The organism is Vibrio sp. 2134-1 (genome assembly GCF_033339495.1).
On sequence record NZ_JAWOUS010000002.1, the window covers coordinates 77,375 to 92,509 of the forward strand.

Below are 15,135 nucleotides of genomic sequence, written 5' to 3' on the forward strand. Positions count from 1 at the left end.
AGTAATTTGGGTTTTTATTTGGTCTCAATTTTAGGTAGCGGAATTTATTTAGGTCGAAGGCGATAGTTGTGAAGAAAGGAGAGTGTGACGTAAAACAAAATGAAGCAATATCCGTCTCTTAATGAGAATTGATTTCATCAACGTCACAAGCCGTTACAATTATCCGTTAGGTATTATACTTTGTGGGTGGTTAATATTTAACCAAACAAGGAGGTGTGTATGAAACGATTCGCAAACATACTTTTTGCAACACAAGGATTGCCAGGCCATAGTGACGCCCTCGAACAAGCGATGAGGATTGCATCTAGCAACAAAGTGCCTGTCTCAGGGCTAATAGCGTGTCCTGATTTCCCAACAGACATGATCCAGTATCAGCAAAGTTATGAGCAATCGCTGCAAGACTCCCTCAAACAAAGTATTCACGAATACAGACAGAAGCTGGGACTCTCTGAAGAGGATCTCGCATTTCCTCTTACTGTGAAAAGCAGTGAAAAGCCCGCTGTCTGTATTATTCAAGAAGCATTAGCTGATAACAAAGATCTCATCATCAAAGAAGCTGAACCGCTCGGTGAAGGTGCTGAGGGTTTCAAAGCTATTGATATGACTCTGTTACGAAAATGCCCTTGTCCGCTTTGGTTGCACCGACCAATTGATAAGCCAAGAGATAAGCGCCGTGTTGCTGTGGCTATCGACCCATTAACGGCAAGCGATGAACAGCACTCATTAGCCGTGCGTTTACTCGAATTATCGCGTTCGATAGCCGACACCTGCGATAGTCGTTTACACGTGATTTCTTGCTGGGAGTATTACTTAGAAAACTACCTTAATGGTAACGCTTGGATTCAAGTCGATGATGCTGAGTTGAAACATGAACTCGACAAAGCAAAAGCCGATCATAAACAAGCTCTGCAACAGCTGTTGGAGGAGTCTGGGATTACAGGTGAAATTGTGATTCACCACCTGCATGGAAAACCCGACGAAAAGATTCCAGATTACGTAGAGAGTATTGAGGTAGACGTGCTGGTAATGGGAACCTTAGCGAGAACTGGTATATCTGGCTATGTCATTGGTAATACGGCTGAAAATATTTTGCAATCGATTAACTGTAGTTTGGTCGCTCTTAAGCCCGATGGTTTTGTCTCACCGATTCAGTAATTGGGGTGTAACAAAGTTGGGTTTAAGTGATGTTTTAGGTAAAGGAGGGAGATGGATCTCTAGAACATGGAATTATCAATGTATCAATAAGTTATCAGAGGAGAGTGACATGAAAAACCTATGCCCGAAATGCCACACAGAAATGATAGAACGTTCGAATGTTTATGTTTGTCCGAGAAATGATATCGGTGACTGCACCTACGATGCATTCGAGTTAGCTGATGACGATAATCCATATACATTCAGCCAAGAACACGTAAGTAGTGACCTACGTTCTTATGCCGTAGCAGACAGCAAATAGCGGTTTGTATCGGCGTTCCTCTAAGTAGCACTCAGTGATTACTGTTTGCTACTTTTCCCTTGGTTTCATGATCGTTTTTGAAGCGCTTGGGCTAAAACAATACAGTGGAGTTTGTCATTTGCGCCGAATAGCGCGTACCTTCTTATAATAACGAATGGGCTGCGATGTTGAATAACATAACGGGTAAAGAAAACCTGCCGAAAAACCTAGATAATCAGTTGGTCTTACTGATTTTCCCTGCGCTGCCAGTTTTAATCTTCTCTTTTCTCTTCTATATCTATACTCCTGCAGGCGTGAGCTGGAATGCGGAATGGATACCAAGCCTCGATATCAACCTTAGCTTTAGATTAGATGGTCTTTCATTTCTTTTTGCGGGACTGATCAGTGGGATTGGCGCACTGATTCAAATCTACGCGTTGGCTTATTTACGAGAAAGTGATAGCCGGTTTTCCTTTCATTTGTATCTAACCCTATTCATGCTTGCCATGCTAGGGATTGTGATGAGCGATAACATTCTGTTGTTATTTGTTTTCTGGGAACTCACCACCATCACTTCTTACTTACTGATCGGGTTTAATCACGAAAATAAAACGTCTCGGAAAAACGCCTTGCAGTCGCTGATTGTTACCGGTGCTGGTGGGCTAGCGTTGCTAGCTGGTCTTATCTTGCTGGGAGCAATGGCAGGGAGTTATGAGCTAAATACCATTATCGAGCAGGCAGACACTATTGCGCAGCATGAATGGTTTATCCCATCTCTAGTGCTCATACTACTCGGTGCATTTACTAAATCTGCGCAATTCCCGTTTCATTTTTGGCTACCTAACGCGATGGCAGCTCCCACTCCGGTCAGTGCGTATTTACACTCGGCAACAATGGTAAAGGCAGGCATTTACCTATTAGCACGTTTATCGCCAGTTTATGCCCACAGCGAGATCTGGTTTTATGCTTTAGTCATCACTGGGAGTATCACGGCCATTTGGTGCACATTTGTCGCATTAAAACAAACTGACTTGAAGCTGATGCTAGCCTACAGCACGAATGTTGCTTTGGGTAAATTAACATTATTACTAGGTATGGGCACAGATTTGGCCGTTAGTGCAGTATTGATGTTTATTCTCGCTCACTCTTTCTATAAAGCTGCGCTGTTTATGGTGGTGGGTAATATCGACAAAGCGACAGGAACACGAGATATTGATCAATTGTACGGTCTGAAGTCAGTTCTCGTCATCAGCATGGTTGCGGGGAGTTTAGCTGCATTGTCTAAAGCGGGGTTCCCGCCGTTGTTAGGCTTTTTGAGCAAAGAATACATGTATAAGTCCGCAGTAGAGCTCAATAACTGGATCGCCTTTGTACTTTTAATCGTGAATATACTGATGGTCGCGCTAACCATTATGCTTATTGCGAGACCATTCTTTGCTCGCCGTGATCTCGTGCCGATTGAAACTAAGCCAGTTGAGACAAAAAAAGCCATGTGGATCTCGCCTTTGCTCTTGGCACTTGGCAGTCTCCTGGTCCCGTTATTCGGTTTAAATTGGTTAGATCGCAATATTATTTTTCCGGGCTCTGCTGACATTCTGCCCACAGCAGCTCTTAAAGAGACATCACTATGGCATGGCGTGAATGTACCGTTAGTGTTAAGCGTTATTACGCTAGCGTTGGGGTATGTGGTGTACCGTGTTTATCCTACTGTGTCTGCATTTTTTCAGAGGCTACATCTATTTGTCCCCAAAGCGGAGAATATTTTTGAACGACTATTAGATGGCATGATGACAGTGGCGAAGTGGCAAACGGCGCGGTTACAGCAAAAGAAATTGAGTCGCTATGTCCTATTATTTTTCACGTTACTTGCCGTTGCGTTACTGAGTCAGGTAGCGCTTATTCCTCTGCCTTTGGTTGGCGAACTTTCAAGTGTCACTTTCTATGAGATTGGTATTGCCTTATTGTTGATTGGTGCTGCGCTCGTATGTACGTTGTCCCACGCAAGACTTCTTGCGATTTCTGCGCTTGGTATGATTGGCTTCATGACTACGCTTGTTTTTATGATTTATAGCGCCCCGGACGTTGCGAAGACTTTACTGTTAGTGGAAACATTAATGGTGGTCTTTCTTGCATTGTTAATGCGTCATATGCCGCGTCTAACCACCGTGCCCAAGCATTCAATAAAACGTAAAGTAGCGAATATTTGCATAGCAGGTGTGATAGGAGTTTCGGTTACTTTACTTTTGTTAGGAATCACGTCTCAGCCGATGGACTCTTCGGTGTCAGATTTCTTTGCAGAAAACAGTGTCCCGGGTGGACATGGGCGAAACATTGTTAACGTTATTCTGGTCGACTTTCGCGCATTTGATACATTGGGAGAAGTTGTCGTCGTTGTTATTGCTGGGATTGCGGCAGTGAGTTTGCTTAAGACAAGAGCGAAAAAGCAAAATCGTATCCAATCATTAATTTTTGCAACCACGGCACACATCGTTTCGGCACTCATGCTCGTATTTTCAGTGTATCTATTGTTACGTGGTCATAATGAACCGGGTGGTGGCTTTATTGGTGCGTTGATTGCCGTTATTGGCTTATCACTTCTCATGTTCGCGGAATCACCGAAATACGTTCGTTCTAGGTTGTATTTCAAACCATTTCTCATTGCGTTATCTGGCATCGCATTGAGCTTAGTTTCTGGTGCTTTGAGCTTTGCGTTTGATAAACCGTTTTTGACCGGACTGTGGTGGAAAGACGTGATACCACTAGGGACGCCATTGGTTTTTGATGTTGGTGTTTACCTTGCCGTTATAGGTGGCGTGATGGGTATGCTGCTTCGTATTAATGAGGAGCTAGAGTGATGGAAGTAGTTTGGAGTGTTGTCGTTGGAGTATTTGTCGCAGCAGGTGTTTATTTAATGCTTGAAAAGCATATCTTGCGCCTTTTGTTCGGCATCATGTTACTCAGTAGTGCGGTTAACCTTGCTATTTTTACCGCTGGAAGGCTGACGCCCGGAGAGCCGCCATTGATTGGCGATAATGCTCTTTTACCACCAGATAGCGCGGCAAATCCTTTACCTCAAGCGCTTATCTTAACTGCGATAGTCATCGGTTTTGGACTACTTATTTTTGCTTTAATGCTGTTCTATCGAGCTTATAAAGACACTGGAACTGCAAACGTCGATGAAATGCAACGTTCTGAGGAGGGGCAATGAGTTCGATTTTGCTTACGTTACCGGTTGTTCTCTCGCTGAGTACGGCGTTGACTATCTTCTTCGTCCGTCGCTCAACAAAAAGTGTTGAGTGGTTGAGCGGTGTAAGTGCGATTTCGAACCTTTTCGTTGCGGGCTTTCTCACAGAAAACATCATAAATAATGGTATTCAAGCCGTTGCTTTTGGTCAGTGGAGTGCGCCATTTGGTATCGTGTTTGTCGCAGATTACCTCAGCGTTGCTATGGTGATGATAACGGCGGTGATTGGTGCGATATGTGTTTTCTACGCGATGGCGGACCTTCACCGAAAGCCTTCCTATAGCAATTACCATGCGTTAATGCACATGTTGCTTGCTGGCGTTTATGGCGCTTTCCTGACTGGAGATATTTTTAATCTGTATGTTTGGTTTGAGGTCATGCTCATTTCATCATTTGGTTTAATGGTGTTAGATGCAACGAAAACTCAAGTTGATGGTGCAGTAAAGTACGTGATGTTGAACCTGATTTCGACGCTGGTATTTTTGCTTGCTATCGGTTTATTGTATGGCGCAACGGGCACCTTGAACTTGGCCGATCTCTACACCAAAGTAGGGGAAAATGAATTGAGCATCAACATGATGCTGTCCGCGCTATTTTTGTTTGCCTTTTCTATTAAAGCGGCACTCTTTCCTTTATTTGCTTGGTTGCCAGCTTCTTATCACACGTTACCAAGCGGTGTGGTGGCACTGTTTGCCGCGTTGCTTACTAAAGTCGGTGTATACGCGTTGATAAGAGTCTTTACCTTGGTATTTCCGCTCGCCGAGAGTGGTTGGCAACCGACGTTAATTTGGGTCGCAGGGCTAACCATGTTAACGGGCGTTTTAGGAGCGGCTAGCCAATTCGACATTAAGAAAATTCTTTCTTTTCATATTATTAGCCAAATAGGCTATATGATCATGGGGTTGGCTATTTACACTCCCTTAGCTTTAGCCGGTGCCATTTTCTACATTGTTCATCACATCATTGTAAAAGCGAATTTGTTCTTAATAGGTGGATTCATCGAGCGCAAATATGGCTCTAGTCAACTTGAACATTTGGGTGGGGTATACAAAGCTATGCCTTGGTTAGCGTTCTTGTTTCTTGTCCCTGCGTTTTCTCTGGCCGGTTTCCCACCGCTATCGGGTTTCTGGGGAAAGCTATTGGTCATCAAGTCGAGCATACAGGCTGAGTATTACTGGTTAGCAGGTACCGCGTTATTGGTGGGGTTGCTTACTGTCTACTCGATGACGAAAATTTGGAGTGAGGCATTTTGGAAAAAGCCATTTAGAGAGAAGCCAGAACAGACTCTGCAGGCCAAAGTACATTGGTTGTACTGCGTTCCAATTATTGTATTGACAACGTTGACGCTAATCATTGGCTTAGTGGCGGAGCCTTTTTATCAATTTTCCGTTCAAGCTGCAGAACAACTGTTAAATCCGACTGAATACATCAGAGTGGTGTTAGGAGGAAATGCATGATCTATCTATTCCTCAATTTTTTCTTAGCGTTAGCGTGGATGATGCTTAATGGCAGCTATTCGAGTCTGAATTTTGTTGTCGGATTTACGGTCGGTTTTTTTGCTTTAAGGTTGAGTCAACCATTTGGATTGAAAACGAGCTATTTTCAACGTTTTGCATCTGCATTGAAGTTATTGATGTACTTCGCTTATGAAATGGTTATATCGGTTGCGAAAGTGGTGTGGGACGTCGTGACACCTACTCATTTGAGTCAGCCTGATATCGTTTATGTCCCTCTGGAGGTCGATTCTGATCTAGAAATCACATTACTGGCGAACATGGTTTCTTTAACACCGGGCACGCTTAGTTTGGATGTTACGGCTGATAAAAAGTATCTTATCGTTCATGCCATGTTTGCACCTGAACATGAAGAGGTTATTCGCGGAATTAAAGATGGGTTAGAGCATCGAATTTTGGAGGTGACGCGTGGATAGTTGGCTGCAAATAACGGTCACTTTTGCCTATTCTGGGCTACTACTCAGCTTTGTTATGGCTTTTGCTCGTTTAATTCTAGGACCAACGCTAGCTGATCGAGTTGTGGCGTTAGATCTGATTTCATTTATCACTATCGGATTTATTACGGTTTACACCTTAGACAGCGGTGAGGACGCTCTGTTAGATATCGCCATTACATTAGGTTTGGTTGCATTTCTCGGCACGATCGCATTTGCACGTTTGATCGTTAAAAGAAAGGAGAAAGAATAATGGACGTGTTGATTGGACTATTTTTATGCTTAGGAACATTGTTGACCTTGGTTGCAAGTCTAGGTGTCCTGAGGCTTCCTGATTTGTATACCCGAATGCATGCAGCGACCAAAGCTGGAACTGTCGGAGTGAGCTGCTTGTTATTAGCGGTCGCTTTCTCACTCCCTGAAGTTACCGTGATCTCTCGGGTTATCGGTACGATGTTGTTTATCGTTCTCACTGCGCCAGTCGCCTCCCACCTGCTCGGCAGAGCAATGCGAGAGGTCGGATATAAGATTTGGCGTAATGATTAACCATTAGCGTCGAATAGTACTACGCCCTAGTTGAAATAAACTCGAAGCTGTATTGATGAAGTCGGAAGTAATTGACGGTATATTCAAATGCACGACCATCTTCTAGGTAACCAGTGGACTCAACTTTTAGAATAGGGGAAGCTTCTGATTCATTCAGGTATGAGGCCGTCTCTGCATCTAACAAGTACGGTTTGACAGACTGACTGCTTTTCGCAATTTTCAATCCTTTGCTATTTTCAATGTACTCATATTTAGAACCATTCATTATGGCTATGCTCAAGTCTGGAAATAACATTGCTGGCATATGAGTGACTTCGTAAATTTCAGGCTCATCATTAATACATCTGAGTCTATGTATTTCATATGTATCATCATTGGGCGAGAGATTTAACTGCTTAGCAACCTGCTCATTCGGCTTTTTAAGTTCGAACTTTATGACTTGAGAGCTAGGCGTTTTCCCCTGTTTACTGACTTCCTCGATAAAACCCAGCAAATGTAAGGCATCATGTTGGGCTTTTAGATCGTTTACATAAGTTCCACTACCTCTTGTCCGACTAATTAAATTATTGTCGACCAGAATTTGTAAGCTTTTTCTGATGGTTACGCGGCTTACGGAAAACTCTTCTTGCAAATCACTCTCTTTTGGAAGCATCGATTTCGGTTGTAGTTCCCCATCTTTGATCTTTTTTTCTAATCGTTCCGCAATGTCTATGTATTTGGGTTTCATAATACCTCGCTAAGTCTTGGATCATGATAGCAAGAATGTGATCTGAGATGTAGTTAATACTTTTCCTTAGGATCTTTGTGTGATTTTTATCTCGTATCTTTGTGCTTATACTTTAAATGTATCATAAAAGTATTAATACTTATTTTATACATTTTCAGGATAAACATTTGAGGTAGCGAAATGAAACGTCAAAAATTAACGATTGTTGGTGCTGGCAGTACATACACACTTGGTATGATGAACAGCCTTATTGCCGAAAAAGATAACTTTCCACTCGCAAAAGTCGTGTTTTACGACATAGATGAGAAACGCCAAGAATCGAATGCATTAGCTACTGAAATTCTATTGCGAGAACACTATCCAGAAGTTGAAGAGTTTGTTTATACAACGGATAAATCTGTCGCATTCGCAGATTCGGACTTTTTCTTTATCCAGATCCGCACTGGTGGGTTGGCCATGCGCGAGCGCGATGAACAAATCCCGCTATCCAACTCTTGTGTTGGGCAAGAGACATGTGGCGCGGGAGGAATGGCATATGGACTTCGCTCTATCGGCGACATGATCCAGCTAGTGAACGAGATCCGACAAACGTGTCCAGATGCGTGGATTCTTAATTACACCAACCCGGCGGCAATTGTCGCTGAAGCTTTAAATCGTGAATTTCCGCATGATAAGCGAATTCTAAATATCTGTGATATGCCAGCAGCGATTATGGTCAGCTATGCGCAATTGTTAGGATGTGAAATTTGGGACTTCGTTCCTGAATATTTTGGGCTTAATCACTATGGCTGGTTTACCAAAATTCGTAACAAACAGGGTGAAGACTTAACGGACAAAATTAAAAATATCATCCTAAAAGAAGGGATCAGTGCGGTTGATGCGGAAATAGCGGATGACCCATCGTGGCAAGCCACATTCAAAAACATGAGAACAATGCTTGCTGATAATCCAGAGTTTTTGCCGAATACGTATCTTCAATACTATTTGTACCCTGAAAAAATGGTGGCGAAAGAGGATATCAATAATACTCGTGCAAGGCAGGTAATTAACGGCCGTGAGAAACGAGTGTTCGAATTGAACGCAAGAATAATTGAAGCGGGCACCACGAAGCACGAAACACTGCATGCCGATATCCATGGTCGATACATGGTGAGAGTCGCGGCTTCGCTAGCCTACAACTTGAGCGATGTGTATCTCGTCATCGTACCGAATAATGGTGCTATTACAAATTTACAAAATGACGCCATGGTAGAAGTTCCAGCTGCGCTAACTAGTGATGGACCGAAAGCTTTTACTGTAGGAAAAATCCCAACCTTCCAAAAAGCAATGATTGAAAGCCAACTTGGTTACGAGAAATTAGTCGTGGATGCTTGGTACGAAGGAAGTCAGCAAAAGCTGATTAATGCACTCACACTTAACCGTACCGTGGTTAATGTGCCAAAAGCTAAAGAAATAACAAAACAATTACTAGAAGAAAATAAAGCCTACCTTCCTCAATTTTTTCAATAACAACTGGACGTTCGGGGCCTACTTGTAGGCTCCGTGAATGAAACAAGAGGTTTATATGAAAGACATTATTCAAAGGTTCGGAGCCGCGATGTTTGTACCCGTTCTATTATTTCCAGCAGCGGGCATGTTATTGGGTTTCTCTGTTGTGCTGTTAAATCAAGAAGTGTTTCCTTGGGCACTAGAGGGGAGTGCTTGGGTTAAAGTCTCGACGATCATTTTACAGGCATCACTCGCTGTATTTAAAAATATGGCACTTATTTTTGCCGTTGGGTTACCTATCGCTTTAGCTAAAAAAGCATCTGGTCGCGCTGTACTTGCAACACTTGTTTCCTACATTACGTATAACTACGTTATTGGTGGAATCCTTCAATTTTGGGGGCCAGAACTGGGCGTTAACTATACGGAAGGTGAGCGAGGCTTGACTGAAGTTGGTGGCATTCTAACGCTTGATACCAACTTGCTAGGTGCGATTTTAATTGCAAGTCTCTCTGTTTGGGTTCACAACCGATTCTTTGATAAAAAGCTACCGGATTGGGCGGCTGTATTTGGCGGAACGCCATTGGTTGTGATCATTAGCTTCCCAATTATGGTCGTGATGGCAATTCTAACTTGTTTGACTTGGCCAAGTATTCAGCATGGTATTAATAATCTGCAATCATTTTTGGTTTCTGCTGGATCGTTAGGGGTATGGCTATTTACGTTTTTAGAGCGAATCATGATACCAACGGGGTTGCATCATTTCGTATATGGTCCCGTTTTTTATGGGCCAGTTGCAGTCGATGGCGGAACGGTTGCCTATTGGATTCAAAATATACAGACATTCGCCCAGAACTCGGAAAGTTTAACGACACAATTTCCTCAGGGTGGTTTGATGTTGACGGGAATGGGTAAAGTGTTTGGTTGTACGGGTATCGCACTAGCACTCTATTCAGTTGCGAAAAAAGAAAATAAAAAGATGGTGATGGGGTTAGTGCTCGGAGCCGCAATCACAGCAATTCTTACAGGGATCACCGAACCAATAGAGTTTACATTCTTATTTATCGCACCTGCGCTGTTTGCTTTGCATGCGTTGTTATCTGCGACAATGGCAACGATCGCCTTTATGTTTGGTGTTTCCGGTAACTTTCAGACTGGCTTGATAGACTTCATTTTCCAAAACTGGTTGCCTTTGGCTGGTAACCATGCAGGAACATACGTGATTCAGATTATTATTGGTCTCATGTTTACTGGTGTTTACTTTGTTACGTTTCGCGCGCTTATTTTAAAATACAACATACTTACTCCGGGGCGTGAAGGTGCAGATAGTAAGTTGTATTCAAAAGCTGACTACAAAGAAACGAAAGCGGTCCATAACAGTAGCGCAAGTCCGTCACAAGCTAGTGCCTTTATTGAAGGTTTGGGTGGAAAAGAAAACATTGACTTGTTAACTAATTGCGCGACGCGTCTGCGTGTTAAAGTTAAAGATGTCTCTCTGGTAAAGGAGAACGCATTTTTCACACAGCACGGAGCGGTGAATATTGTTAGAAATCAAGAGAGCCTTCAAATCATCGTTGGTTTAACGGTGCCACAAGTTCGCGAAGATATGAGCCAACTGATAAAAGCTTAACCCCCAAACTAATGCTCCAGCTCATATGGCTCAAAGGTGAGATATAATTATCTCACCTTTTTTGTGTACATGAAGCATATTTCGCGCAGTTTCCACGAAAGTGGGGAGGAGTTATCGAGCGAGCTAAAAATACAGTTAGGTTATACCCGTCTGTATTGTTGGAAGACTTGTTGAGTCTCTAAGTGACAGTGGCGCCTTCTATGTTGAAAAGCGTTTTAATTTCTTCAAGTACTTCTGGGTTAGCAATAGCACCAATGTTTTTTACAGCTTGTCCGTTTACCAATTGTTTCACTGCTAGCTCAACCAATTTGCCTGAGCGCGTTTTAGGAATATCACTGATAGCAAAAATTTGTCGTGGGACATGGCGCGGTGAACATTTTGTTTTCAATGTTTGGCGAATTGAATCGGTGAGTTGTTGGGTTAACTCGACGTTGTGAGCGAGTTTTACTAGTAACCAGATTTCTTCAGACTGCTGGTTTAACTTGCCGACAGCGATGGAGTCTTCAACCTCGGGTAACGCGTTCACTTGCTGGTAGATTTCAGCGGTACCGATTCGTACGCCGCCTGGATTTAAGGTTGCGTCACTACGGCCATAAAAAATAAAGCCGCCATGTTCGGTTTGCATCACATCGTCGCCATGGTGCCAGATATCGGTAAACTTGCTCCAATAAGCGTTGTGATAACGTTCGCCGTTGTCGTGCCAGAAGCCAATAGGGAAGTTAGGTAGCGAGTTATTACAAGTCAGTTCGCCGCGTTTTTGCGTAATAGTATGTCCATCATCCTCTAGAACACGTGCGTCGATTCCCAGCCCTGAGCCTTGGCATTCACCTTTGTAAACTGGTGAAATAGGGTTTCCAAGTACAAAGCATCCGCAAATATCTGTGCCGCCAGCGATAGAAGCGAGATGCAAGTCCTGCTTGATGTGCTGATAGACATAATTAAATTGTTCTGGGTAAAGCACCGAACCAGTTGAGCACAGAGTTTTGAGTGACTTCAGGTTATGTTCTAGTTTTGGAGAGCAGTTTGCCTGCTCCAGTGCCTCTAAGTATTTCGCTGAAGTACCAAACAGCGACACGTTATGTTCTTCAGCTAATCGCCATAAGACGGAGTGATCAGGGTAAACCGGACTACCGTCGTAAATCACTAAGGCTGCACCACTCGCAAGAGCGGAAACATGCCAGTTCCACATCATCCAACCACATGTTGTGTAGTAGAAAACCTTGTCTTGCGATTTGATGTCGCAATGCAGTTGATGTTCTTTGAGGTGATTGAGCAAGGTACCGCCTGCGGAATGAACAATACACTTAGGTTGACCTGTTGTACCAGAAGAATACAAAATGAATAATGGGTCATTAAACAGCGTTGGTTGATATTGAATTGATTGTGGAGAAAAGTGGTGAGTAATATCGGACCAAGAGACAAAGTCAGAAGTGGTAGCTCTCTTAGCGTTTTGTAAATATTCGATTTGGCATACGCTAATAGTAGTCTCTTCGGAGGCACTGCTTAACTTACTACTAAGAGTGGTGTTCTTGTCCGTCATATCGAAAGCTTTGCCTCCGAACTGGTAGCCATCACAGCAAAAAAGAACTTTCGGCTTAACCTGACCAAAACGCTCTACGACGCTATCGATACCAAAATCAGGAGAGGTTGAAGTCCAAATAGCGCCAAGGCTTGTAGTAGCCAACATGGCTATAACGGTTTCAGGAAGGTAGGGCAAATAACCCGCAACGACATCGCCTTTACCGACACCACAATTGAGTAGCCATTGTTGAATGGCAGAAACTTGTTCAAGCAACTGTTTACCGGTGAGTTGTCGGTGTTCACCGCTTTCATTGCTAAAAACAATAAACTCACGCTCTGGTGATTGCTCAGCCTGAGATAGGAGGTTCTCTGCGTAGTTCAGCGTGGCGTCAGCAAACCATACTGTGTCTCTATTTACATGGTGATGATTAGAACCTGTTTGTGTCCATTTGGGACTGCCAAGGCTCTTGATTTGCGAACCTATATCTCCGATTACGTTGCAAAACTGCCAAGTATGTCGCCAAAATTCATCATTGTGCTCAATGGACCACTGGTGTAGAGACGTGTAATTGTTGATTACGGTACCTTCGGCTTTGTCTTTATTAACCTTTTCGATGAACCGTAATAAGTTGCTATTGCTGACGCGCTCAGCAGATGGTGACCAAATAGGTGCAGAATTTGGCATAGGTCCCTCTAATTTCAATTCTTTTGAATATGACCAAAAACAAAATAAAGGGGCGAACATAGCGGTGTTCGCCCCTTATCTGATCGTTTAAAGTTGTTCGGCAAGCTGAGGTAGTACCTCAAATAAATCACCAACCAATCCATAGTCGGCAACTTCAAAGATAGGAGATTCTGGATCTTTGTTGATCGCGACAATCACTTTGGATTCCTTCATTCCTGCAAGATGCTGGATGGCACCGGAAATCCCAACCGCTATATAAAGCTTAGGTGCAACGATTTTACCGGTTTGACCCACTTGTAAGTCGTTGGCAACAAACCCGGCATCAACCGCCGCGCGAGAAGCGCCAATGGCAGCACCTAGTTTATCGGCAACTTGTTCGATCAACGCGAAGTTCTCTTTGCTACCGACCCCGCGTCCACCTGACACAACCACCTCTGCCGCGCTTAATTCAGGACGTTCTGACACGGTTTTATCGACAGAAACCAATTCAACCATTGGAGCTGAGATAGTGACCTGCTGATGCTTAATATCAGCTTGGTTGTGACAAGTAACCGGCTCAAACGCAGACGCGCGCACGGTGATGACGCGAACCTTGTCGCTGGTGGTCACTTTGGCAAATGCGTTTCCTGCGTAAATAGGGCGGATAAAAGTGTTTTCATCGATAACTTGGACAATATCGGAAATTTGCCCAACGCCGAACTTCGCAGCTACTCGAGGTGCAAGGTCTTTCCCTTTTGATGATGAGCTAGCCCAGATTGCGTCAAAACCTTCAGCAATACTCACTACAATAGGTGCGATACTCTCGGCAAATTGATGCTTAAGTTGCTCATCATCGACACAAATTACGTTTGATATACCATCAACGCGACAAGCTTGCTGAGCGACTTCTTCACACTGGTGGCCCACTACGATCAAAACATTGTCTTGGCTGACTTGTTTTGCTGCATTAACCACTTTGAGTGTGTCCGCATGCAATTGGTTATTGTCATGCTCTGCTATGATTAAGTTCTTCATGAAATCACCTTCGCTTCGTTACGCAGCTTATCGAGAAGCTCTGAGACAGATTCAACCTTGATGCCACCTTTTCTTTGCGCTGGCGGTGTGACTTCTTGAATGGTTTGGCTAAATACCACTTCAACACCCAGACTGTCAGGTGTGATGGTATCTAACGGCTTGCGCTTAGCTTTCATGATATTAGGCAAAGAGGCAAAACGCGGTTCATTCAGGCGTAAGTCAGTACTGATCACCGCAGGTAAGTTCATCGAGACTGTCATCAAGCCGCCGTCCACTTCTCTCACGACCTGAACTTTTTGATCTTCAATCTTCACGTCGGAAGCGAAAGTTGCTTGAGGCCAGTCAAGTAGGGCGGCCAGCATCTGAGCCACTTGGTTGTTGTCCGTATCAATGGATTGTTTACCCGTAATCACAAGCTGTGCTTGTTCTTGCTCAACTAGAGCTTTGAGCAGCTTAGCAACAACTAATGGCTCTATTTTGTCTTCAGTATCGACATGAATAGCGCGATCGGCGCCTAATGCAAGCGCGGTACGTAGTTGCTCCTGACACTGGCTACCGCCGGCACTGACAACGATGACTTCATCTGCAATACCTTGCTCCTTTAGTCGTACGGCTTCTTCAACGGCTATTTCGCAAAATGGATTAATCGTCATCTTGACGTTATTGGTTTCAACATCGCTATGGTCCGCTTTCACGCGAACTTTAACGTAGGGATCAATGACCCTTTTGATTGGCACTAGTATTTTCACGTTAGATTCCTTTTACAGTGAAGACTATGTGTTAACAGTGAAGACGATGTGATGACGTCTTTAAAATGATGTTAATTTACCTTTACGTTTGCGTCAACTTTAAATATATTGTTGATTAACAAGTTGGCAACATGCAAAGAAAAAGGAATGC

At 43.5% G+C, this 15,135-nt stretch carries 14 protein-coding genes; 10 read left to right on the top strand and 4 right to left on the bottom strand.

The window, feature by feature from the left end; translation table 11 throughout:
• Positions 1 to 219 precede the first annotated feature (219 nt).
• The 8 genes from R7R78_RS02740 (at position 220) to mnhG (ending at position 7,173) form a co-directional block, all read left to right on the top strand.
• Complete coding sequence (locus R7R78_RS02740) at positions 220 to 1,155, top strand: universal stress protein (RefSeq protein ID WP_005373330.1); 936 nt, start codon at positions 220 to 222, stop codon at positions 1,153 to 1,155.
• 109 nt (positions 1,156 to 1,264) lie between these two features.
• Entirely contained in the window at positions 1,265 to 1,456 is a 192-nt protein-coding gene (locus tag R7R78_RS02745) for a hypothetical protein (RefSeq protein WP_005373328.1), read from the top strand.
• A 164-nt stretch (positions 1,457 to 1,620) separates the two neighbouring features.
• Positions 1,621 to 4,290, top strand: a complete 2,670-nt coding sequence (gene mbhE / locus R7R78_RS02750) for a hydrogen gas-evolving membrane-bound hydrogenase subunit E (protein ID WP_225472996.1) — start codon at positions 1,621 to 1,623, stop codon at positions 4,288 to 4,290.
• Positions 4,290 to 4,643 carry a Na+/H+ antiporter subunit C gene (locus tag R7R78_RS02755; RefSeq protein WP_064369328.1) on the top strand — a complete coding sequence of 118 codons (354 nt, stop codon included), beginning with the start codon at positions 4,290 to 4,292 and terminating at the stop codon, positions 4,641 to 4,643. The genes mbhE and R7R78_RS02755 overlap by 1 nt, the downstream gene beginning before the upstream one ends.
• The gene (locus tag R7R78_RS02760) at positions 4,640 to 6,136 is read left to right on the top strand and encodes a Na+/H+ antiporter subunit D (RefSeq protein WP_182039772.1); all 1,497 of its coding nucleotides are present in this window, start codon (positions 4,640 to 4,642) and stop codon (positions 6,134 to 6,136) included. Before R7R78_RS02755 ends, R7R78_RS02760 begins: the two co-directional genes overlap by 4 nt.
• Positions 6,133 to 6,609, top strand: coding sequence for a Na+/H+ antiporter subunit E (locus R7R78_RS02765; protein WP_104976188.1), 477 nt, complete (start codon positions 6,133 to 6,135; stop codon positions 6,607 to 6,609). Before R7R78_RS02760 ends, R7R78_RS02765 begins: the two co-directional genes overlap by 4 nt.
• Positions 6,602 to 6,880 carry a cation:proton antiporter gene (locus R7R78_RS02770; RefSeq protein ID WP_005373317.1) on the top strand — a complete coding sequence of 93 codons (279 nt, stop codon included), beginning with the start codon at positions 6,602 to 6,604 and terminating at the stop codon, positions 6,878 to 6,880. The genes R7R78_RS02765 and R7R78_RS02770 overlap by 8 nt, the downstream gene beginning before the upstream one ends.
• Positions 6,880 to 7,173, top strand: coding sequence for a monovalent cation/H(+) antiporter subunit G (mnhG, locus tag R7R78_RS02775; protein ID WP_005373314.1), 294 nt, complete (start codon positions 6,880 to 6,882; stop codon positions 7,171 to 7,173). The genes R7R78_RS02770 and mnhG overlap by 1 nt, the downstream gene beginning before the upstream one ends.
• A gap of 19 nt (positions 7,174 to 7,192) precedes the next feature.
• Here the strand turns inward: mnhG and R7R78_RS02780 are convergent, their stop codons facing one another.
• A complete protein-coding gene (locus tag R7R78_RS02780; RefSeq protein ID WP_054730587.1) occupies positions 7,193 to 7,900 on the bottom strand; it encodes a GntR family transcriptional regulator in 708 nt (235 codons plus the stop codon).
• 180 nt (positions 7,901 to 8,080) lie between these two features.
• Between R7R78_RS02780 and R7R78_RS02785 the strand changes: the two genes are divergently transcribed.
• Together R7R78_RS02785 and R7R78_RS02790 are read left to right on the top strand one after the other, a co-directional pair.
• On the top strand, positions 8,081 to 9,409 hold the full coding sequence (locus R7R78_RS02785; protein WP_005373308.1) for a 6-phospho-alpha-glucosidase: 1,329 nt from the start codon (positions 8,081 to 8,083) through the stop codon (positions 9,407 to 9,409).
• 55 nt (positions 9,410 to 9,464) lie between these two features.
• Positions 9,465 to 11,015, top strand: a complete 1,551-nt coding sequence (locus tag R7R78_RS02790) for an alpha-glucoside-specific PTS transporter subunit IIBC (protein ID WP_225472997.1) — start codon at positions 9,465 to 9,467, stop codon at positions 11,013 to 11,015.
• Between the two features lie 178 nt (positions 11,016 to 11,193).
• Here the strand turns inward: R7R78_RS02790 and R7R78_RS02795 are convergent, their stop codons facing one another.
• The 3 genes from R7R78_RS02795 to R7R78_RS02805 all read right to left on the bottom strand — a co-directional run bounded on the left by R7R78_RS02795 (position 11,194) and on the right by R7R78_RS02805 (position 14,984).
• Complete coding sequence (locus R7R78_RS02795) at positions 11,194 to 13,221, bottom strand: acetoacetate--CoA ligase (RefSeq protein WP_225472999.1); 2,028 nt, start codon at positions 13,219 to 13,221, stop codon at positions 11,194 to 11,196.
• Positions 13,222 to 13,308: 87 nt separating this feature from the next.
• A complete protein-coding gene (locus tag R7R78_RS02800) occupies positions 13,309 to 14,235 on the bottom strand; it encodes an electron transfer flavoprotein subunit alpha/FixB family protein (RefSeq protein ID WP_017820355.1) in 927 nt (308 codons plus the stop codon).
• The gene (locus R7R78_RS02805) at positions 14,232 to 14,984 is read right to left on the bottom strand and encodes an electron transfer flavoprotein subunit beta/FixA family protein (protein ID WP_225473001.1); all 753 of its coding nucleotides are present in this window, start codon (positions 14,982 to 14,984) and stop codon (positions 14,232 to 14,234) included. Before R7R78_RS02805 ends, R7R78_RS02800 begins: the two co-directional genes overlap by 4 nt.
• Positions 14,985 to 15,135: the final 151 nt, after the last annotated feature.

Bases quoted from the DNA above. Each gene is read 5' to 3' on its own strand.
- R7R78_RS02785 (WP_005373308.1), top strand. From the start codon at position 8,081: ATGAAACGTCAAAAATTAACGATTGTTGGTGCTGGCAGTACATACACA.
- R7R78_RS02745 (WP_005373328.1), top strand. From the start codon at position 1,265: ATGAAAAACCTATGCCCGAAATGCCACACAGAAATGATAGAACGTTCG.
- R7R78_RS02755 (WP_064369328.1), top strand. From the start codon at position 4,290: ATGGAAGTAGTTTGGAGTGTTGTCGTTGGAGTATTTGTCGCAGCAGGT.
- R7R78_RS02765 (WP_104976188.1), top strand. From the start codon at position 6,133: ATGATCTATCTATTCCTCAATTTTTTCTTAGCGTTAGCGTGGATGATG.
- R7R78_RS02740 (WP_005373330.1), top strand. From the start codon at position 220: ATGAAACGATTCGCAAACATACTTTTTGCAACACAAGGATTGCCAGGC.
- R7R78_RS02795 (WP_225472999.1), bottom strand. From the start codon at position 13,221: ATGCCAAATTCTGCACCTATTTGGTCACCATCTGCTGAGCGCGTCAGC.
- R7R78_RS02800 (WP_017820355.1), bottom strand. From the start codon at position 14,235: ATGAAGAACTTAATCATAGCAGAGCATGACAATAACCAATTGCATGCG.
- mbhE (WP_225472996.1), top strand. From the start codon at position 1,621: ATGTTGAATAACATAACGGGTAAAGAAAACCTGCCGAAAAACCTAGAT.
- R7R78_RS02760 (WP_182039772.1), top strand. From the start codon at position 4,640: ATGAGTTCGATTTTGCTTACGTTACCGGTTGTTCTCTCGCTGAGTACG.
- R7R78_RS02780 (WP_054730587.1), bottom strand. From the start codon at position 7,900: ATGAAACCCAAATACATAGACATTGCGGAACGATTAGAAAAAAAGATC.
- R7R78_RS02790 (WP_225472997.1), top strand. From the start codon at position 9,465: ATGAAAGACATTATTCAAAGGTTCGGAGCCGCGATGTTTGTACCCGTT.
- mnhG (WP_005373314.1), top strand. From the start codon at position 6,880: ATGGACGTGTTGATTGGACTATTTTTATGCTTAGGAACATTGTTGACC.